Origin of the sequence: Lacihabitans sp. CCS-44, from assembly GCF_024343735.1 — a bacterium.
Classification (GTDB): domain Bacteria; phylum Bacteroidota; class Bacteroidia; order Cytophagales; family Spirosomataceae; genus Leadbetterella.
The window spans coordinates 177,925-200,369 of sequence record NZ_RJUE01000058.1; the positions used below are offsets into that span (position 1 = coordinate 177,925).

A 22,445-nucleotide genomic window follows, 5' to 3' on the forward strand; every position below is an offset into this window, starting at 1 on the left:
TTCTAATCTATTCTCCAAAAATATACAAGGTATTACTTAATGAGTCTCGGGCATAAAGTTGATTTTGAAAGAAAATCACGTCCCCTTTTCTTGCTTTTAAAAATGCATTTGACACATTAAAAATAGAATATTCATTATTTCTAAGATCATTTAAATCAATTAGCACTAAACTATCATCCTTTGATAAAAAATCAATAATTAACTTACCATTTGAAAATTGAACATTATTTGGCCATTGATTAAATTTGAGTTTAAATATCTCCGAAATGTCGTATTCAAAAATAATTTGCCCACTTTTTAAATCTATTTCCCATAAAATATCTCTACTAAAAGTAATTACTTTAGATTCATTTTGTATAACAGATGATTGCTTTTTTTCAAACTCCAAAATCCATTTGAAACTACCATCTTGAATATTTAAACCTAATAACTGCCCACCAGCTAATGGTACAACCACGGTATCATCGTAGCCCATTATTTCTCCACTGACCGTATTAGGTGTGTCGGTGTCAATTTCTTCGCCATGATGATTCAAACGCCTTTTGCCGTATTTTGATATGTCAACTTGCCAAAGATAATTTGGATAGTCATAAATACCTATCTCCGTATTTATTTGCATTTTAATAAAATAATTTCCAAATAGTGGCTTAGAAAAAGGCAAGTAAATTCCAAATTGGCCCATTTTCCCTGATTCCAAACAATAGTATTTTTTAGAAGTTCGCTCAATTACTAAAAAGCCGTTTTTGAAAATATATCCTCCTGAAAATCCCTCAAATTCTATTTCATTTAATGAATCATTAAGATATGTAATATTCTCAAAATCGTTTTTCCAATAAAGACATTGACTATTATTTACAAGTGGTAATAAATCCAATCCTTTTGTTTTAATATCACCATTCTCACCGAAGGTCAAAACTTCGTTTTTGAAAATTGTTAATGCTTTAATATCCTTTATTTCATCTAAATATTTCATTGAAAATTAGAGTTAAAGATTAAATCAAACCAATCAGAATTAGAATTTATAAATAGTTCTACTTTTTGTTTTTTTGTAGTAGTTAAGTCATTCCAATCTATTCCTGAATTCGATATTTCTTGATCATATTTTTTGAATAAATCTTGTACTACACCATCATTTGTTACCCCCATACTAACCCAATCATTGATAACGGCTTGTTTGGTTAGTGTTACATCGGCTCGACGAAATACTTTGTAATGTTTCAAATCATTAACCCGTTGGATAAAATTAATGCTTTGGCTACTAAAATTACTTTGTCCATTCAGAGTCTCCCTTTACGGGACTCTGAATCAAGCACCAATGCCTATTTGTGATCTTAGGAAAAAGCAGAGTCCCTATCGGAGACTCTGCTTGAACTTTAAAAAAGCACCAGTCATTTAAAACTGGTGCTTAAATATTATTTCTATACAATATCACCTCAACAACCCCACCGGCAATTCCTTCTCAAGAAGGTTTTTGTAGATAAATTGGGTTTTTAGGTTATCGAAATGTAGGCCTTTGTTGCCGCCCCATCCATGTCTGCCTCCTGGGTAAAACATCATCTCAAAGTCCTTTTTCTTTTCTTGCAGGGCATCTATGAGTTGTATACTGTTTTGGAGGTGTACGTTGTCGTCCATTGTGCCGTGTACAATCAGCAGTTTGCCTTTGTAATTGTCCACATATTTCAGTATTCCGCCATTTTCGTAACCTTCGGCGTTTTCTTGTGGGGTATCCATAAAACGTTCGGTGTAGGCCGAGTCGTAGAGTTTCCAACTGGTAACGCTTCCGCCTGCCATGCCGTGAGTAAATACATCTGAGCCCTTGGTAAGTGCCAAACAAGTCATATAGCCACCATAGCTAAAGCCTGTTATGGCTATTTTGGTTGGGTCGGCTATCCCTTTTTTTATGAGGTCTTTTACCATGGTTTTGTAATCATCTAGCTCCCATTTGCCGAGGTTGCGGTGCATGTAAGCCACGCCTTCTTTGCCAAAATGTCCACTGGCTCTATGGTCCAGTGCTACCTGAATAATACCCTCTCTCGACAACCACTGTGATCTTGCACTCCAGTTCCACGAATCATACACCGTACCGGCATCTGGGCCGCCATAAATGCTTACTAAAACTGGGTATTTTTTACCAGCCACATAGTTTTCTGGGTATACGATGGTCATTGGTAAATCAAACTTGCCGTCGTCGCTTTTTACTCTTACCAATTCCGGCTTATTAATGGCGTAATTGTCATATTCTGAGCCTTTTGCCGAGCCAAGGTCTTTCACTATTTTGCCGGTGTTGTCTATAATTGCCATGGCGTTAGGTGTGCTGAGGTTGGAGTAAGTGGTTACGAAATAGCTCAAATCTGGTGATGCTTCTACTCTTCGGTGGTTAAAATTTCCGAAAGTCAGTCGTTTCATGTTTTTGCCGTCGAGGCCCACACGGTAAAGATCAAATCTGGCCGAGTTTTCTAATCCTCTAGCATGAAAATACAATACACGGTTTTTCTGGTCTATGCCTTTTACTTCGGTCACCGTAAATTTGCCAGAGGTAATTGGATTCTTTAATTTGCCATCGATGCCGTGCAAATACAATTGTTTCCAACCCGTTTTGTCACTGATAATAATCATTTCTTTTCCTCCGTCCAACACGGTCAGTCTTTCGGCGGCTTCGTCAATATTTATCCAAGAGCTTTGTTTTTCGTCATAAAGCTCTATTTTTTTGCCAGTTTTAGGCGAAACGTTGAACAGTTTGAGGTTGTCGTTGCCTCTGTTGCTCCACTGAACCATCAAAGCGGAGCCATCTGGCATCCATTCTGGCCAACCGAAATATTGATCTTGATTTTCTTCAAAATCTGCCCAAGTGGTTTTGTTGCCGTCTGGATCTACAAACGCTAATTTAGCAGTCGGGTTCGGGTCCCCAGCTTTCGGGTAACGGGTTTCTTCCAGGAATCCATGCTGACCTTCGCTGCTGTAAATCGGGAACATCGGCGTCTTCGACTCATCGAATCTCATGTAAGCAATGTTTTTGCTATCTGGACTCCACCAATAGGCTCTGAAAAGCGTTGGTCTGCCGAATATTTCTTCCCAATACAGCCAAGTCGAAAAACCATTCAAGGTTGTTTTTGAGCCATCAATGGTCAGTTGCGTTTCTCTTTTTGTTTTTATATTGTAGGTAAAAAGATTGTTATTTTTGGTGTAAGCTATGTAATTGCTATCAGGCGAAAACATGGGGTTTTTCTCTATAGCGTCCTGGTCATTCGTGATTTTTGTCTCGCCTTGAGCGGTACTTAAATACAAATCGCCATTTTTTAAAGTCACTTTTTTCGAAGGATTCACGGCCTTGCTAACATCAATGTTGCTGGCGTCTTCTATTTGCCCACTTTTCAGATTCAACACCACATTTTTCATACTTTCTGCTGGCGACGGCTTCATGTATATCAGCACTCTGTCGTTGTCTAACCACTTATTTATAGTCGGTAAGGATTGCAAAAAGTTATCGGGGTTTTTATTGGTAAGAAGCAGACTGCTTTCTATGTTTTTTTGCTGGGCGAGAAGTGGTGTGCTTATGAACAAAAAGAAAACAAATATTTTTTTCATGCGTTTGATGATTAAAGTTTAGGTAAAAATAAGGGCAAATCTTATCTTTTTCAAATGCTTACGCTTTGATTTTGAATTTTATTAGCCCAATTTGGGTCTTTGGTTTCTAAAATGAGTTTTTTACAATTTCTATATTTTTATGATTAGAGTTATTAGCATGCTTTTGTTTTTTCTAAGTAACACAGTTTTTGCACAAGAAAAAGGTCTTTTGTTCGAAATCTCGGGCAACGATTTGCAGAAGCCCTCTTATCTATTTGGCACTATGCATTTGCTTTGTGAAGGAGATTTTGAAATGAGCGAAGAGATGATTTCCAAGATAAAATCTTCTGAAATCTTGGCCATGGAAATGGATCTGGATGATCCAACGATGGCTTTTAAGATGATGGGCAAAATGAAAATGAAAGGCGACACCAGTTTGAGCGATTTGATGCAAGAAGCCAGATATGATTCCTTAAGGTCTTACCTAAAAGACTCTCTCAATCTACCACCAATGATGTTTCAAAAGACCAAGCCGTTTTTGATATATTCTTTAGTTCTGACCAAATTATTGCCCTGTAAAACGCTCATGCTCGAGAACGAAATTATGAAAATAGGTAAAGGCAAAAAGGTGGTAGGCCTAGAAACACTCGACTTCCAGATGGATTTGATGGACAAATTGAGCTATCAGGTGCAGGCTGATTATTTATTGGAAACACTTGCTGATAAACAGAAATCTATCCAGGAATTTAAAGAAATGACGGAAGCTTACAAAAAACGAGATCTTGATATTTTATTGAAATCTATAGATGCAGAAAAAGGCATGATGGCAGATTTTGAAAACGAAATGCTGCACAAACGTAATTTGGCTTGGATTCCAGAAATAAAGAAGTTGATTTCGGATAAATCAACTTTTATAGCAGTAGGAGCGGGCCATCTCGGAGGCGATAAAGGGGTTCTTCAATTACTTAAAAATGAAGGTTTTACAATAAAAACAATCGAGTGATTATTTTTTAGTTTTGTCTTTTCCGCCAAATAATGAGAAGTGAACATATCTACGGGGATTGCTCTTCATATCCGACAAAAGCATATTCAATGAAGCGGCAGTTTTATCGAGATTTACATAAAGAGAATCGTTTCCTGCTAATTTCCCAAGTGTTCCTTTTCCTTCGTTAATACCATTTACTACACCTTGTAGGTCTTTTATTGTGGCATTTAAGCTATTGACAGTTGAGCCCAATTTAACTTGACTAAGTGAATCCGTGAAAGTTCCAGTTTTCTCTAAAATGGGTTTCAACTGAGCATCAAGGCTCTTGGTGAGCGTATTAAGGTTTTGAGTGAGAACCGCCGCATTGCCCGTAATGGCCGAAAGGTTTTTAGAATTGTTGGCTATTATGCCGTTTACTCCGGCCGTAGAAGTAGTTGCACTGGCCAAAAGGACTTTTAAAGCCTGTCCCGTTTGGGCAAATTCTCCAACTACTTTGGTAAGTGTAACCGTCAGCGAGTCAACATTTTTTAGCGTTGGATCAAGTTTGCTTTGCATCATTTGCATCAATCCAGATTCTATTTCACCTTTAAACTCTTGACCGCCTTTTGCTTTATCGCCTGGCTGAATTTTTAGTTTCAATAATTTACCACCAATCAATCCGTCGTCTGCCAGCATCACAATGGTATTGCTAGTAAGTTTTACTTCTTTTTTTATTGCTAAAGTTACTTCTACTCTGTCTTTCTCATAATCGGGTTTCATGCCCAACACTCTACCCACTACCACGCCGCTATAGGTGATTGGATTGGAGACTTCCAATCCCAAAACGTCTTTGTAATATACTTTGTAAGATTGTGTTGTAGAAAAAAGATCAGATCCTTTAAGGTAGCTAAACCCAAAGTATAATATTACGATTCCAATAAGACCCAACAATCCAACTTTAGCTTCTCTTTTAAAATTCATTTCTCTTTTATTTTCTTTCCAGAACCTATTTGGCACGCAATTTACAAATTATTATTTTTCAATTTGATTTTTATACTCCTCAAACGCCCTAAAAATCGCTAAGGCTACTTTTTCTCTGCCGCTCGTGCTGGCCAGTAAGTTCGAATCTTCGCTGTTTGTTAGATATCCTGTTTCTACCAAAACACTGGGCATAGTAGTTTCCCAAATAACAATAAATCCTGCCTGTTTTACACCTCTACTCTTATGGCCCACTTTGCCCATGTTTTTTTCAACTTTGGCTGCAAATTCCAAACTTTGGTTCATAAATGCATTCTGATAGTTTGCAAGCATAATATGTGCCAATGGTGACGCAGGGTTATAACCTTTGTAAGATTTTTTGTAGTTTTCTTCGTAAAGAATTACATTATTTTCGTTTTTAGCCAAGTCTAGGTTCTCCTGAGTTTTGTGTAGGCCCATTACATAAGTCTCTGTTCCTCTGAGACTTTTAGAGTGTGGATTGGCATTGCAATGTATAGATATAAACAGGTCGGCTTTGCTTTTATTGGCGATGGCAGCTCTTTCGTGCAAGGGCACAAATACGTCTTTATCTCTGGTATAAATGACCTTTACGTTTGAGAAATTTTCCTCTATTTTTTCACCTAATTTTAAGGTAATATCCAAGGCATATTTTTTCTCTTTTCCGTTGCCTGTGCCAGGGTCTTTTCCACCATGCCCTGCATCCAGCACAACAGTTTTTAATCCTCTCGCATTGTAATTTATATTTGAGGTAAAGCCCAAGAATATAGCCGCCGTGAACACCCACACGAGAGCAATTTTAAGATTTATTAACTTCATTTTTCAGGAAAACATTAAAATCTATATCTTTTTATTAAGATATAATCGTTTTTAGATACACTTTGTACTTAATTTTGCCATCACAAAATTAGTGTTTTTGTTAGAACATAAAAAAAATATAAATATTGTACAATTTTCTATCGCAATTGGCCAAGTTACTGCCTGATTCCAATTAAAAATCATTTAGAAAAATCGAAATACTTTGAATTTAAGACTTTATTTAGTTTGCTTTTTTTGTTTTTGGGCAATTAGTGTATTTGCTCAAAGACCCACATTGCCCGTTTTAGGCGGAGGAGGAGGCAGAACTTTTGGAAGTCCTACTAGTACACAAAATCAATTTCCGAAAAACACAAATACCCAGAATTCGAATAGTCGTCAGCCTACAAAAGCCTTGGCCAAAAAGAATAAAGTAGTTAGAGATTCACTTTCGGTAGTTATTCCAGATTCTCTAAAAAGCTTAGAAAATCAGTTGGAAACTACGGTAGAAACTTTTTCGTCAGACTCAACTATTCTTGACATTGAAACGCAACAGTATCATTTATACGGAAATGCCCAAGTGATTTATGGTGAGATAGAACTCAAAGCAGATTATATTATGCTGGATTGGGGGAGGAGCGAAGTTTATGCCCACGGAATGCCAGATACCACCAAAAAGTCAGGGCCTCCGGTCAAAGGTAAGCCTGTTTTTACAGATGGTGGTGAAACTTTCAACTCAGATACCATTCGTTATAATTTTAAGTCAAAAAAGGCTTTGGTGAGTAAAATTGTAACCGTCCAAGGAGATGGTTTTGTGCAGGGGCAATTGGTAAAAAAAGATGCAGAAGACAATATGTATCTTTCTAGAGCCAAATACACCACTTGTGATCTTGCCGAACCACATTTTCATATTGCCGCAAAAAAAATCAAACTGGTTAATAAAAAATCTCTTATTTCAGGACCTTTTAATTTCGTACTTGCTGATATTCCTTTGCCCATAGGACTTCCGTTTGGTTTTTTCCCTATTCCTAAAAAACAAGAAATAGGCACTTCAGGATTTATCATGGGTTCTTATGGTGAGCAACGAAGAGACAATCGAGGTTTGTACTTCAAAGATTTCGGATACTACCATGCTTTTAATGAATATCTAAGTTCGACCCTCAAGGGCGAAATTTATACTTATGGAAGTTTTGGGCTTGGTTTGAATACCACCTATTCCAAAAAATATAAATATAATGGTGATTTTAATGTTCAGTTTAATCACAATATAGCCTACAGCAGTACAGGATTGGATACCACAAAATCCAACCAGTTTAATATCAGGTGGTCTCATGCCCCGAGGAGTTTGCGTTCAGACAGAAGTTTTTCGTCTTCTATGGATATAGTTTCGAATGGTTTCAATAGGAATAATCGTAGCTCTGCCGATGTTCAAAATCTTACGAAGAATAATTTTGGTGGAACAGTGAACTACATGAGAAACTTCGGCAGATTTGTCACTACCAATAGTTCATTTAGAGTAGATCAATCTTCCAATTCGTTTAGGTCTTCTTTGGGCTATAGTTTTGGTGTAAAACAGTTTAATCCGTTTATTCCAGAAAAGAAACAGATTGGTCGTTGGTATGAATCTTTCAGAGTGGGGCTGGATGTTAGCGGAGGAGTTTCTGTAACCAATGCTCTTCAAAGTAGGTCCAACACTTATACAGATTACAACATAGCGGGTGTGGATAACAAGCCACTGTCTACTACACAGCAAAGAAGAATAGAAGAGCTTAGAAATATATTGGCTGATCCAAATATTTCTACTGAATTAAAGGTCATTTATCAAAAAGAATTATCAAAACTCGAGAGTCCTGTTTTAACGGATTGGGGGCAGATTTTGAAGAATAACGTCATAAATACTTCTTACACTGTGCCGATAGTGTTGCCCAATCTTAAAATTGCAAAATATCTAAATCTTACTCCAAGTCTTTCTTATAGAGGGGATATTTATACAAAAGAGTTGAATTATACATTTGTAAACCCGACTTCAGGTATTCAAACCGTTACAAAAAGTAATGGAAAAGTGGTGAACGTTGGTTTGAACCCTGCCGCTGATTCTATCAAAAATGAATATCTTTCCAACGGAAATTTAAATGTTACGCTCAATCAAAACAGTGGTGGAGTAGTGGTGGTGGATACAATCTCCCGCCCGAGTTTTGGTCAGACTTATTCTTTTGGTACAAGTTTGAACACGCGTATGTATGGTATGTATAGATTTAGTGGAAAAGGTAAAGTGCAGGCCATAAGGCATACCATTGTGCCTTCCATAAACTTAAATTATACACCCACCAGCGAGGGACAATATGCTTCGAAAGTTCAAATACGTTCAGACAATGTGTATAGGTTTTTGCCGAGATTTCTTAATGGGGGAGGGGCTTCTGGGTCGGCGTCTGGAAATATAGGTTTTAATCTTACCAATCAGTTAGAAGCCAAAATCAAGAATAATTCAGATACATCAGAAAACGTTTTTGAGAAAATATCCATACTTGACAATTTGAATATTGGTGGGGGGTACAACTTGTTGGCTAAAAAAGAACTTGGTGAGTTTGCTTTATCAAATATCAGCATTGGTACGAGTACTTCATTGTTTAAAAATCTAATCAGTATAAATGCCAACGGGTCGTTGGATCCTTATGCCTATGAGCCAGATAAATTGGTTACTTCCAATTTGGCCGGTGCCAGAATACCTGTTTTCAAATGGAATTATAAGCCCGAAGATGGTGTCGTAAAAGCCAATTATTTGAGTTCATTCAATTTTTCATTGAATACCAACCTTTCGCCCAAAACTTTTAAGAAAGACGAAGCCACTAAAACTACCATAAACGGCAAACAAGATCCAGCGAAGGAGGCGATGTCAAAAATTGTCCAAGCAAATCCTCTAGAATATGTAGATTTCAGTGTTCCATGGACTATGGGCATAAGTTATGCCTTCAATTACAACAAACAAGGACTTTCGGAAGCCAGAATTACCCAGAGTATAAGTATCAATGGCGATTTTAGTTTAACTCCCAAATTTAAATTTACCTACAACTCTGGATGGGATTTTGAATTTAAACAGGTTACACTTACCAATTTTGGAATTGTGAGAGAGTTACATTGCTGGAGTATGAGCATGAACTGGACCCCGATTTCGGGTAGCAACATCCGTGGTGGTGGATTCTTCTTCACTATGCAGCCCAAGTCTTCTCTTCTAAAAGACTTGAAACTTACCAAACGAAGAGCAGGTAATTTCTAAACAAAATCAAGAAAAATTTCTTTACATAATTTTGTGATTTTATAATTAAATATTTGTATAATTAAATTATTATTGAATAGTCAAACTAAAAAATGATTCATTTTAAAAGTGCTTCTGCTTATTTCATGGATTAAATTTCGCCACTCTTTGGTCTAGTAACAAAAAAGAGAGACCGCATTAGTCTCCCTTCCTAAATATTATATATATCTATCTTCTAGAACCTCAATCTATTATTTCGAAGCTTGCCAATTGAACAAATTCCATAACTCTGTTATTGATTTCTGTTGCAGACAAGTACTGCATTCTTTCTGTTCCGAATTTTTCTACACAGAATGAAGCCATTGCTGATCCATAAATTATGGCTCTTTTCATGTTTTCAAAACTCAAATCGTTGGTTTTGGCCAAATAACCAATAAAACCACCAGCGAAAGTATCTCCAGCACCTGTTGGGTCAAATACTTCTTCTAAAGGCAAAGCTGGACAGAAGAATGTTCTGTCTCCTTGAAACAATAAAGCTCCGTGTTCTCCTTTTTTGATAATCAATGTTTTCGGTCCCATAGCCATGATGGTCTTGGCAGCTCTTTTCAAAGAGTAATCTCCTGAAAGTTGTCTGGCTTCTGAGTCATTTATGGTCAAACAATCAATCTCAGCAATAACCTTTTTGAGATCATCCATCATGATATCCATCCAAAGGTTCATGGTATCCAGCATCACAAACTTGGGACTGTTCTTCAGTTTTTTGAGTGTTTGGTATTGAATTTCAGGCACCATGTTGCCCAACATCAAAAACTGGGTGTCTTGATATTTCTCTGGAATAAGTGGGTCCCAGTTCTCAAAAACCCCCAATTGGGTGTCCAAAGTGTCGCGGTTGTTCATGTCCTCATGATACTTTCCGTGCCAGAAAAAAGTCTTTCCGTTAGGGTCAATTACCAAACCTTCGGTGTCTACACCATGCTCATTGAAAGTTTCAATCATTTCTTTTGGAAAATCATCACCCACAATACCCACCAGGTAGTTATTTTTAGTAAAGTAAGAGGCAGTAAGCGTTATAAAGGTGGCTGCTCCTCCTACTATTTTATCTGTTTTGCCAAAGGGTGTTTCAAGTTTGTCGAATGCTACTGATCCTACAGTTAATAAGCTCATCTAATGTTTTTTTATACAAAATTAGGCTCAAAAAATTAAATTATCGATTATTTTGAACGTTTCTGTAAAATAACCATAGATATATTTTTAATCTAAGGCAAAAAAAATTTACTTTGCATTGTATAATGGCATCCAGTTTGCCATTTATTACATGGTTTTTTGTTTATTATTTAAAAAATTGTATAAAATTTCTCACAATGAAAAAGAGATTAAATTTTATCGTATTGAATGCTGCGATACTTCTAACGTTGGGTATCTCATTCCAAAGTTTTTCTCAAACCCCTTGTAGTGCAGACCTCCATGCCGTGTTTGGAAATTCCTCTTCTGATGTGCCTGTTGTTCTTAACAGACTTGGGACAAGCCCTCAGTTTGGTGAAATTCCGAAGCATACTGCCAAAGCAGCATATAATCATTTAAAAAATATTCACCAGAAGAACGTTCGTAATAGCAAATCAGAAATTGATAGCTACCTAAAGGCTCTTGGATATACAGGTTTTGCAGATTCTGAGTTTACTTCTTCTAAAATTACACCGGAAATCTTACCTAAAGGAAAAATAGGTTGGATGGGTGCTTACTCTAGAGGTCATAAATATAAATGGTCAATTCTAGGCAAAGATTTTGAGACCTTCAGAATTGCATCAAAAGACGGTTCATGTTTTGCATACATTATGAAAAAATGTGGAAATGCATTCTACGACCCAGCTCCAAGAGAAGCCGCTGCAGCTGAAGCAGCCGCTGCAGCTCTTGCTTTTAATAGTAAACCAAAAGTAACTTGTGCCACTCAAACCATCAATTTCTCTGGTAAGGGAAAGATCCAGGCAGGAGATGTTTTGAATACAACAAAAAATCTTCCAGTAGTTGCCTCATATAACGGGAAAAGCCTTTGTTTAGGGGATTTTACAGTGCCTGTTAGATTAACTTACGAGATGACGGCCTCTGGAGAAGTGAATTATTCGAAGACCGTTCAAATATGTGATTATGGTACTGGAGTTCCTGCTACTTCTAACATTAACCTGCCATTGTTATTAAATTATAATTTGGGAGGATCTGATGTAACTATCGGTGATGATGGCAAAATGACAATGGTAATTAACAGCAAACAATATAAGGCTTTGAAAAAAGTATATAAGGTTTGCCCTACCGACGCAGCCTTAGCTCCTCAGAACAAAACTTTAGCCGGAACAAAGGTTAACACAGCATCAGAATCTACGCCTGCTTCGGCAGTAGTAGCTGGAAATGGCCAAACCTGCGTAAAACAAACTTTAAGTGTTGTTGGAACAGCCGTTACTGAGGACATCTCTTCAAAGTCATCCACAAACGAAGTTACTATAATCGGAATGTACAAAAAGGCCGGTAAGTTACAAAAAGGAGAGACTGCGAATAAATACTTATGCTTAGGATCTTACAATGTTCCAGCCAAATCTTCTTTGCAATATGCATTGAAAGGAAACAGTAATTTAAGCCATATTATAGAGGTATGCGACAATGGTAATGTAAATCCAAACGAATCGCTGAATGCTACTATGAAATTGACAAACAGCTTTACGAAGCAGGAAACTATGATTGGTGATTACGGTAGGATATATCGCACCCTTACAAAATCGGAGTATAAGAAACTTGGTAAGGTATTTAAGCGTTGTTGCAGCGACGGCAGCTCAAAATCGAAATGTTATTGATAACAAAAAAGCCTCAGAAATGAGGCTTTTTTATTTCTCTGTATATTCTTCTCTTTTAATATCGTTTTGGTACTTATTCTACCTCGTAGTTGAGTAGTTTCTCAAACGCCTCATGTACTTTTTCAAACTTGAATGATTTCAAGGTTTCGTTCATCATGCTGTTGATTTCTTCATTACAAAGGTTTCCTATGCTGCCTTCCAATGTGTGATGAAGTTCTTTTATAGGCGTATAAGTTCCGGCCTCTATTTCACCGCCGATAGCTCGGTAAGCATCTCTGAATGGCATGCCCTCCATAACTTTTTGGTTGACATTTTCAACGCTAAACAACAAATCAAACTTGGAGTCATTAAGTAGGTTCTCTTTTATTTTTAGGTTTTGAATCATAAAAGTCGCCACACTCAAAGCGTCCGAAAAGTCATCTAATGCAGGCATGATAATTTCCTTGATGAGTTGCATTTCCCTGTGATAACCTGATGGTAGATTGGTCTGTACAAAAGCTATTTCAGAAGCAAGTCCTTTGAGTTTATTGGCTTTTCCTCTAAGTATTTCGGCCACGTCAGGGTTTTTCTTGTGCGGCATTATACTCGACCCGGTGGTCATCTCTTCTGGCAAGTTTATGAAGCCGAAATTTTGGCTGTTGTACAAGCACACATCCATGGCCATTTTAGAAAGGGTATTTGCAAAAACACCCAGGGCTTGTGCCACCAAGAATTCCATTTTACCACGGGTCATTTGGGCATAAACTACATTATAGTTGAGGTCATCAAAGCCCAGTAGTTCTTTCGTAAGATGTCTCTTGAGTGGGAAGTTTGAGCCATAGCCTGCTCCCGAACCCAAGGGGTTTTTGTTTACGATTTTGTAAACGCTCTGTAAAGAAATCAAGTCATCTACGAGGCTTTCGGCATAAGCACCAAACCATAAGCCAAAAGACGACGGCATGGCTATTTGTAAATGTGTGTAGCCAGGTAATAAGTCATTTTTGTGAAGTTCGCTTTTAGCTTGCAAGGCATCAAAGAGTCCTTTGGTCAAGCCAACAATCTCTTCTATTTTGTGGCGAAGATACATTTTCATGTCGACCAAAACTTGGTCATTGCGTGATCTACCGCTGTGTATCTTTTTGCCGGTATCACCAATCTTTGTGGTTAAAGTATACTCAATTTGAGAGTGTACATCCTCTATTCCATCAATTATTTCAAATTTTCCTTGTTTTATTTCTTCATTATATATAATCTTGCACTCCTGAAGAATATTTTTTAATTCTTGCTTCTCTAATAAGTCGATGCTGGTAAGCATAATTGCGTGAGCCATCGATCCCAATAAATCAAAAGGTGCTAGGTTAATGTCAAGTTCACGGTCTTTGCCGACGGTAAACTTATCTATTATTTCGTTTGTTTTTTTTGAATTTTCTTTCTGCCAGAGTTTCAATGTTTTGGAGTTTTGGTTCAGATGTGCAAAGAAACAAAAAAAAGAGTGACGAACTGATTTTTAGACAGTCAAAAATAATGAAAAAATATTGATACCATTTAATAGGAATTTTAGCATGGTTTTTGCTCTATATTCTCAAATGTATCGATTGAAAATAGGTTAAAACATAGACCAGTTTGCTTATCTGTATTTTAAACAGCGATTTTGAGAGATTTTAAAGATTGAGTGAATTAAAAGAATTTGAACTTTACTGGTTTCGGCAGGGATATTTTTGAACTTCAAAAATTATGCCAAAAAGAAATTAGCTGGTCAAATGTTAGAAAACACAATATGATTAGAATTTTTACTACTATTTATTATTTAACGGCAATAAAACACGATTGGATGAAGAATTCCATCGTGGTTTTCGTGTTTATATTTAGTTCGTTCGTAGCCTCTGCTAAGGTTCCTAAGGGCTTAGAAGTCTCTATCAAGTGGGCTGACATTACCTTATTTATTCTAAAAAATACACATGGAGGATCTCCTACTTTCAACTCACGCTTTTTAGGTTATGCAGGCTTAACTATGTATGAGTCTGTAAGAGGACTTGACAAAACACAAAAAAGTCTTGTTGGTAAGCTAAATGGTTTGGAAACTCTTCCGCAAACCCCCGATAAAGTTAAAATCAATTATATACTGGCATTAAATGCTGGCCAAGCGGTTATAATTAAAAGTATTTATGGTTTTACTTCGAATCAAAATATATCAAAGATTGATTCTTTAGAAAAATCTTTATTTCAACAATACAGCAAAGGCTTTTCTGAAAAAGAGAACTTGGCCTCTGTGGCGTACGGTAGAGCAATTGCCTCTGCTATTTTTGAATGGTCAAAAACTGATGGCGGACATGAAGGATATAAAAGAAATTTTGATAGTTCGTTTGTGGTCATCAGAGACGCTGGCAAATGGGCACCTCCAGTAAAAGGCCAGTCTGAAATTCCTATGCCGCTTCACCCTTACTGGGGCAAAAACAGAACCTTCGCAAACACAAACTTTACTTTGCCTATTCCTGAGATGATAGCTTTTGACTATCACAAAGGTTCGGCCTATCACAACTACATGTTGGAAGTTTTCAATACTAGAAAAACACTTACGCAGGAACAAAAAGAAATAGCCAATTGGTGGGGTGATGATCCCTCAGAGACTTTCTCTCCTCCTGGGCATTCATATTATATGGCCAAAGTGGCGGTTGAAACCTCGAAAGCTGATGTGGTGAAAGCGAGTAGAACTTTTGCATCAGTAGGAATGGCAGTTGCCGATGCTTTTGTGAATTGTTGGAAAACTAAATATCATTATAATGCCGAACGGCCATTCATGTTCATATTTTATAACATGAGTACGCTTTGGGATTTGTATTGGCCCGAACCTCCGTTTCCGGCTTTTTATTCTGGACATGCAGGGCAGGCTTCGTCAGCAGCAACAGTACTAACTCATCTCTATGGTGAGCATTTTGCGTTTGAGGACAAATCGCATGTGGGTAGGCCAAGAGATAGAGAAAGGATAGTGGATTACAAGGCAAGAAAATTTAATTCTTTTTTTGAAGCTGCAGAAGAGTCGGCTATGTCTAGGCTTTATGGCGGAATACACACCAGGCACGACAACGAGGTGGGCCTAGCTGAAGGAAAGAAAATAGGTAAGAATATCAACGACCTTTTTAATAATTAGGAAAATAAATTAGCATATACAATTTTTTTTGAGTGAAACATTACAATTACAAACAAATGAGAGACTTTACAAAACAACATTCTTCGAATACCCCAGATTTGAGGAATGAATACAATGGAAGCCCTTTTAAAGCCTTTTCGGCTTTTGCGATTTCCGTTATTTCTCTGATTATTCATTTCAGTGGACTCTTCAGACCAAAGAGTTTATTTGGATTCCATAGGAATGGATTAAAACTATCTTTTGCAAAAAGTGCCGTAGCCTTGTTTGCACTGTTGATAGGTATGGCTAATGTTTCGAAAGCTCAAAATGCACCGCTTGGTGAAGACAAGTACTACATGCTTGTGGGTGAGCTATTGGGTAATAGTACTGCCAGAACAGACGTTTACCAATATACAACCGGAGGAGGTATAAGCAACTGTAGCCTATCCGGTGGTGGAGGTGAAGGTATGGTGGTAGATCCTGTCAAGAATTTGGCATACATCGCTACTTGTTGTAACGTAGGAGAAGTGCGGATTTATGACTACAACACAGCAGCTTTTTTAACGCCAATTACGTTTCCTGGGGAGGATATTTTGGACGTTGCACTTTCTGCAGACCGCTTATATCTTTATGTAGCTACATATAATTTTGTTTACAAAGTAAATACAGATACAAAGCAAATTTTGGGCTCTGTTCCGAAGTCAACGTTTAATATTGCTGGTACTTTGTTTACACCTAGTTATACAGTTAGTAATTTCTGGGGTATGGCTGTAAGTCCGACTAACTCGAGAATTTATGCTACCACAAACTGGCAGACTTCCAATGATGACAGCAAGATTGTGTCTTTCAGTTCCAGTCTTTCAGGCTTTTCAGTAATAGCAACAGCACCAGCTGGATTTCATTACCGAGGAATTGTTTTTGATGCTTCTGGAAATATTTGGGCCGCGGCAGCAAGTGAATCCAATTCCGTTCCAGATAGAGTGTATAAGTATTCCTCTACTGGAACATATTTAGATGAATTTATTTTCGGCACGCCATTACAAAACGGTGTTTCGGGTACAGGCAAGGTTGATCCCTATGACTTAGCTTTTGGACCTGATGGTAAACTATACATTACGACTTTTTGGGGAGATTGTGTAAGTAAACTTGACGTAAGCAATAGTGCTGCCATACCAACGACGTATTTGCCATATGTGGCAGGAGCTCAGGCGAAGTCTATAACATTTGTAGGAGGTAATTTTAAATGTATTTGTACCTCACCAGTTCTGAGTTTGTCAAACTTGACACAGAAAACAGCAACCTGTAATGGAGCTATCCCAAACAGCGATGCTTCTGTTACTATCGGTGGTTTAGTTTACAATTCTCAAGATATAGTAAAAGGCGATATAAATGAGGGAAGCTCTTATGGTCAAATTCCTTTGTATAACGCATTATCAAATGAAACTCTTAGCAGTGGGCAAACTTCACTAACATTTACAGGCCTAAAAGCAAACACTACATATACCATAAGAGTATGGAGTGGAAAAGATGCCTGTTACTCTGATTTGACATTTACTACTTATCAAGGTGTTTGTTTTACATGTGTGTGTACCTCAAACAATTTTGCAGTAAATGGAGACATGGCCTCTGGAAATCCACCTTCTTCATGGACTACTCCCCAAGGCCAATGGAGCTTAGGGACTGGTTCTTCTACTGGAAACTTTGGTGTTTTGAATAATAGTGATTTTAATTCTGACTATTACGCATACCAAGATATCCCTATGACTCCCGGTGCGAAAATTACTTTTGATGCTTTGGCAGCTACGCATGCTGTGAGCACCTCAGGTGCCATAGCTGAGATGTACCTTGAGTTTTACAATGGAACTACTTGGTTAGCCACTTCGTCTAAATCCAACACAACAGTAAGTTACAATGGAACTTTAGTTGCTCTAAATACAATTAAGTTTATTGCACCTGCAAACACTACTCATGTTAGAATTGTGGCACACTCAAAAGGGCGAGCCTTGAAATTCGACAATGTGGTATTAACAAGGTGTTATGATGCAATTAATTTGACGCTAGGAAGTAAAGTCGATCCAAATTGTAATGTGAATAATGGCTCAATTACAGTTGTAGGTTCTAGTGGAAGTGGTTCTTACGAGTTTAGAATAAATGGAGGAGCATGGCAGACTTCGAATGTTTTTTCAAACCTTAGCAGCACTTCAACTGGAACTAATTACTCGGTAGAAATTAGGGATAAAAATGCACCTTCTTGTACCAAGACTTTACCAGTTTCTCTTGTTTGTGTACAAAACTGTAATATCGTTATAGGCGGTAATATAATCAAAGTAACAACTTTTGGTGGAACCAATGGCTCAATAGACGTTACAGTAACTGGAGGAATAGCTCCGTATACTTACCTGTGGACAGACGGTGCAACAACACAGGATCGTACAAACTTGAAAGCAGGTGTATACTGGTTGAAAGTTACAGACGCACAAGGTTGTGAAAAACTTTGGCAATTTATAGTCGACCAACCCACAGGTGATTGTTCAGGATTCAGAACTCAAACTCAAGGTGGCTGGGGTAGTAAGGAAAATGGAGAAAATCCAGGATCTTACCGGGATGCAAACTTTGCTGCGGCTTTTCCAAGTGGTTTAACAGTTGGGTGTGGAACTAAGCTTCTTAAGCTGACTACTGCAAAAGCTGTTGAAGATTTTTTACCATCTGGATCTACTCCATCTGTGTTACCAGCTGGAACACTTACAAATCCTGCTCAAACCTATAGCAACACACTTGCAGGACAGGTGGTAGCTTTGACCTTAAATATAGGATTTGATAATTATGATGCAAATTTTGGTTCTTCGGATGTAAATCTTAAGAATTTAAAAATAAATAGTGGAGTATTTGCAGGAAAAACGGTACAGTTTGTTTTAGATGAAGCAAACAAAGTATTGGGAGGATGCACTTCTGCCTATTTAATTTCAGATTTAAATACAGTTGTTACAAACATTAATGAAAACTTCGTTAATGGAACTTCAACTGGTACTTTCTTAGATTGTGTTCAGTGTAATATAGTAGTCAATGCTGGAGCAGATAAGAATTTGTGCAATACGGACGAGGTTGTTTTAGATGGTACAGTTAGTGGAGTTTCAACTTGCGGAACACCAGGAACTATTAACTGTGCAAATACTATATCTGGTTCAACTGGATGGATAGCAGATTTAAATACTGCCAAAGTATGCGGAGACAACAATGGAGCCAAACTTTGGACTAAGTCTGGTCAAGGTACTTCTTCAATTACATTAGATTTAGGTTCAACTCTTCCAGCAGGAACTATTATAAGAGTGAATCTTAAACTAGAACATTGTGAGAATACATTATCAACACAATCGGATGCCAAAATAGAGGCGTCTTTGAGTTCTGGGCCAGGATTTACCAGCTTGGTAACATCACTGCTATTTAATCATACATCTTATAAAGAGTACACATATACTCTAACTTCTGCATCTAGATATATAAAGGTCTCTGATAATGGTAAGTGTGCATTAAGGTTAGACTATATAAAATATAATACTCCAGATACATTCACAGATGCTGTTACATATTCTTGGTCAGGGACTGGAATTGTTGGGGCAACGAATCAAAAAAGCGTTACTGTTAATCAAGCAGGTACTTATACTTTCACTGTTACTGATTGTTATGGTTGCATTGGAAGTGACATAGTAGTTGTTACAAAAAACACAGTAACTGCAAACGCTGGTCCGGACAAAGAAGTTTGTCTTGGAGAAACAGTTACTTTGACAGCCACTGCAGTAGCGGGTGCAACTTACGAGTGGAGAAGCTCTACCAGTAGCACGGTTATTTCAACCAACCAAAGTATTACTGTAACACCTACAGCTACAATAGATTATGTTTTGACCGTTATAAAAAATGGTTGTGATGAATCTGACGAGGTTAAGGTTACCGTAAAACCTAATATTACTGTTGATGCCGGAGCAGATAAAACCATTTGTAATACAGACGAAGTAGTTTTGGATGGTTCGGTATCTGGTGTAACTTCATGTGGAACTCCTGGCGTAACCAATTGTGCCACGACAATAGCCGGTTCTACGGCTTGGATTGCGGACTTAAATACTGCCAAAGTATGTGGAGATAATGCCGGAGCTAAACTTTGGACAAAATCTGGACAAGGAGTTTCTTCTATTACATTGGATTTAGGCTCGACTTTACCTGCTGGTACAGTAATTAGAGTAAATCTAAAACTTGAACATTGTGAGAATACAACATCTACCCAGTCAGATGCTAAAATTGAGGCTTCATTAAGCTCGGGATCTGGATTTACTAGTTTAGCTTCTTCTTTATTGTTCAATCATACTTCATACAAAGAATATACTTATACACTTACTTCTTCTGCAAGATATATCAAAGTATCAGATAATGGTAAATGTGCTTTAAGACTTGATTATGTTAAGTTTACAACACCAGATACATACAATAATGCGGTTACTTATTCATGGTCAGGACCTGGAATTGTTGGGGCAAATAACACGAAAAGTGTAACTGTCAACCAAGCGGGTACCTATACTTTTACTGTTACGGGTTGCAATGGTTGCTCAGGGACAGACATAGTGGTAGTAACTAAAAATACTGTTTCTGCCGATGCTGGCACCGATAAATCAATTTGTGTTGGAGAATCAGTTACGCTAACTGCCACTCCTGTTGTAGGTGCAACCTACGAGTGGAGAAGCTCAACAAGCAGTACTGTTATTTCAACGAACGCTTCGATTACGGTTACTCCAACTGCAACTACTGATTATGTTCTTACGGTTCTTAAAAATGGTTGTGATGCCTCTGATGAAGTAAAAGTTACAGTTAATCCTAAACCAACTGTTACTGGTGGAAATATTCCTTCGGTAGATCCGATCTGTGTTGGTCAAACAGCCACGCTTAAAGCCGGAACTTGGACAAACGCCTCAACTTATACTTGGACAGGTCCAGCTGGATTTGTTACACAAAACGGCCAAACCGCAACAACAACAGTTGCTGGTACATATACTCTAACAGTTACATCTGTGGCAGGTTGTTCGGCAACTGCTACGGTAGCATTGGTTGTAAATACTAATCCAATTATCAATGTAGACTCTAAAACAGTTTGTCTAGGTGGAACAGCTACTTTAACTGCTTCAAATTGTGTTGGTACTGTTACTTGGAATACTGGTGCTACAACAAACACCATCACTGTAACACCATCTGCAGTAGGTGAGGTAATTTATACCGCTACTTGTCAAAATACAAGTGGTTGTACAGCCACAGGAACTGGGAAAATAACCACTTTGGCCAAACCAACAGTTTCTCTCGGGCCAGATGTTGAAATCTGTTTGGGTAAATCTATCGACTTAGTAGCAACTGGCTGTGCTGGTGGCACAATATCGTGGAACCAAGGCATAACGGCAACAACTTCGACCGTTACGGTATCTCCAACCACCAATACTACTTACACAGTAACTTGCAAAACATCTAACAATGATGGATGTATTGCGACTGACGATATTTTGGTGAAAGTTAACCCAAATCCAACGGGTTCTATTCCGGCCATCACGCCGATTTGCCAAACCGAAACTTTAAATTTGCTTTCTGGCACTTGGACAAATGCCGCTTCTTACAAATGGGCTGGTCCGAACAGCTTTAGTAGTACATCTCAGAATCCAACAATTACAAATACTTCACTTGCTGCGGCTGGTACATACACCTTGACTGTTACTAGTGCAAGTGGATGTACAACTACCGCTACAGTTGCCGTGACAGTAAATGCTTGTCTTTCTAAAATTGGTGATTTTGTTTGGGAAGATATAAACGGAAACGGAATTCAAGATTCAGGTGAACCGGGTATTCCTGGGGTTTCAGTTACATTAAATGGTACGGATGCCTTTGGAAATGTGGTAAGTCAAACAGCTACCACAGGAGCTAATGGAGAATATTTATTTGATAATTTAGTAAAAGGAACATATACTGTAACCTTTGGTGATAAAGCAGGCTATGTTTTAACATCGCCTAATAAAGGTACAGACGATGCAAAAGATAGTGATGCGGATTTAACTACAAAACAATCTCCGGTTATTAATCTTGGAACTAACGCCTCAAATCTAACTATAGATGCAGGTATGTACAGACCAGCAAGCCTTGGTGATTTCGTGTGGTATGATATAAACAACAATGGTATTCAAGATTCAGGCGAGCCAGGTATCCAAGGAGTTGTTGTAACTCTAAATGGAACAAAAGGCGATGGAACCGTAATTGCTGCTCAAACATCAACAACCAATGCCTCAGGTATCTACGCATTTACTAATCTTGCTCCTGGAACCTATACTGTTACATTTGGAACAGTTGGCGGATATCAAGTAGCGAAACAGGATATTACAGGTGCAAATACAGATGCCACAGACGTAAATAACGACAGTGATATTAATTCTACTACCCTTACTTCTCACGCTGCAACTCTAGTTTCGGGTGAAAATGATCCTAAATTGGATGCTGGATTTACTAAAGTGATAGATCTTGAGTTAGATAAAACAGTAAGTAATCCAACACCAAACGTTGGAGAGACAGTTACTTATACATTGAAACTAACTAATAAAGGACCTCAAATTGCTACAGGAGTAGCTTTAGAAGATGTCATTCCAAATGGATTGGAGAATATCATACTAACGGCGACGAATTCACCACAAGGTGTAATTGCGGGGAATAAGATTACCTTCAGTGGTTTAACTGTATTAAAAGATGAGACAAAAACCTTTACATATACTGCAAAGGTAAAAGAACCATTAACGGGGGTAGTTTATAAAAACGTAGCTCAAGTTACCGCCTCTAATGAGTACGATATAGATTCAACACCAAACAATGATGATGGTGACCAGTCAGAAGATGATGAGGATCCAGAGACGATAG

Annotated in this window: 12 protein-coding genes; 5 read left to right on the plus strand and 7 right to left on the minus strand. The window is 37.8% G+C overall.

Annotated features, from left to right (window positions below):
• Positions 1-7 precede the first annotated feature (7 nt).
• From EGI26_RS13280 to EGI26_RS13290, 3 genes are all read right to left on the minus strand, one after another.
• Positions 8-973 carry a PQQ-like beta-propeller repeat protein gene (locus EGI26_RS13280; protein ID WP_255078982.1) on the minus strand — a complete coding sequence of 322 codons (966 nt, stop codon included), beginning with the start codon at positions 971-973 and terminating at the stop codon, positions 8-10.
• Positions 970-1,221: a hypothetical protein gene (locus EGI26_RS13285; RefSeq protein WP_255078983.1), complete on the minus strand. Its 252-nt coding sequence runs from the start codon at positions 1,219-1,221 to the stop codon at positions 970-972. The genes EGI26_RS13280 and EGI26_RS13285 overlap by 4 nt, the downstream gene beginning before the upstream one ends.
• Positions 1,222-1,428: 207 nt before the next feature.
• Entirely contained in the window at positions 1,429-3,585 is a 2,157-nt protein-coding gene (locus tag EGI26_RS13290; protein ID WP_255078984.1) for a DPP IV N-terminal domain-containing protein, read from the minus strand.
• Positions 3,586-3,724: 139 nt separating this feature from the next.
• On the opposite strand from EGI26_RS13290, the gene EGI26_RS13295 reads away from it, so the two are divergent.
• Positions 3,725-4,567 (plus strand): TraB/GumN family protein, encoded by an 843-nt coding sequence (locus EGI26_RS13295; protein WP_255078985.1) that lies wholly within the window; start codon positions 3,725-3,727, stop codon positions 4,565-4,567.
• Here the strand turns inward: EGI26_RS13295 and EGI26_RS13300 are convergent, their stop codons facing one another.
• Entirely contained in the window at positions 4,568-5,509 is a 942-nt protein-coding gene (locus EGI26_RS13300; RefSeq protein WP_255078986.1) for an MlaD family protein, read from the minus strand.
• Between the two features lie 51 nt (positions 5,510-5,560).
• Entirely contained in the window at positions 5,561-6,343 is a 783-nt protein-coding gene (locus EGI26_RS13305; protein WP_255078987.1) for an N-acetylmuramoyl-L-alanine amidase, read from the minus strand.
• 202 nt (positions 6,344-6,545) lie between these two features.
• Between EGI26_RS13305 and EGI26_RS13310 the strand changes: the two genes are divergently transcribed.
• Positions 6,546-9,593, plus strand: a complete 3,048-nt coding sequence (locus EGI26_RS13310) for a putative LPS assembly protein LptD (RefSeq protein ID WP_255078988.1) — start codon at positions 6,546-6,548, stop codon at positions 9,591-9,593.
• A 222-nt stretch (positions 9,594-9,815) separates the two neighbouring features.
• Here the strand turns inward: EGI26_RS13310 and EGI26_RS13315 are convergent, their stop codons facing one another.
• The gene (locus EGI26_RS13315; RefSeq protein WP_255078990.1) at positions 9,816-10,736 is read right to left on the minus strand and encodes a PfkB family carbohydrate kinase; all 921 of its coding nucleotides are present in this window, start codon (positions 10,734-10,736) and stop codon (positions 9,816-9,818) included.
• Positions 10,737-10,933: 197 nt separating this feature from the next.
• On the opposite strand from EGI26_RS13315, the gene EGI26_RS13320 reads away from it, so the two are divergent.
• The gene (locus EGI26_RS13320; RefSeq protein WP_255078991.1) at positions 10,934-12,412 is read left to right on the plus strand and encodes a hypothetical protein; all 1,479 of its coding nucleotides are present in this window, start codon (positions 10,934-10,936) and stop codon (positions 12,410-12,412) included.
• Positions 12,413-12,485: 73 nt separating this feature from the next.
• Here the strand turns inward: EGI26_RS13320 and argH are convergent, their stop codons facing one another.
• Complete coding sequence (gene argH / locus EGI26_RS13325) at positions 12,486-13,838, minus strand: argininosuccinate lyase (RefSeq protein WP_255078992.1); 1,353 nt, start codon at positions 13,836-13,838, stop codon at positions 12,486-12,488.
• A 330-nt stretch (positions 13,839-14,168) separates the two neighbouring features.
• On the opposite strand from argH, the gene EGI26_RS13330 reads away from it, so the two are divergent.
• Both EGI26_RS13330 and EGI26_RS13335 read left to right on the plus strand, forming a co-directional pair.
• Positions 14,169-15,539 (plus strand): vanadium-dependent haloperoxidase, encoded by a 1,371-nt coding sequence (locus EGI26_RS13330; RefSeq protein ID WP_255078993.1) that lies wholly within the window; start codon positions 14,169-14,171, stop codon positions 15,537-15,539.
• A gap of 56 nt (positions 15,540-15,595) precedes the next feature.
• Positions 15,596-22,445, plus strand: a 6,850-nt coding sequence (locus EGI26_RS13335) for an SdrD B-like domain-containing protein (RefSeq protein WP_303626755.1), incomplete at its 3' end; no start/stop codon positions are given.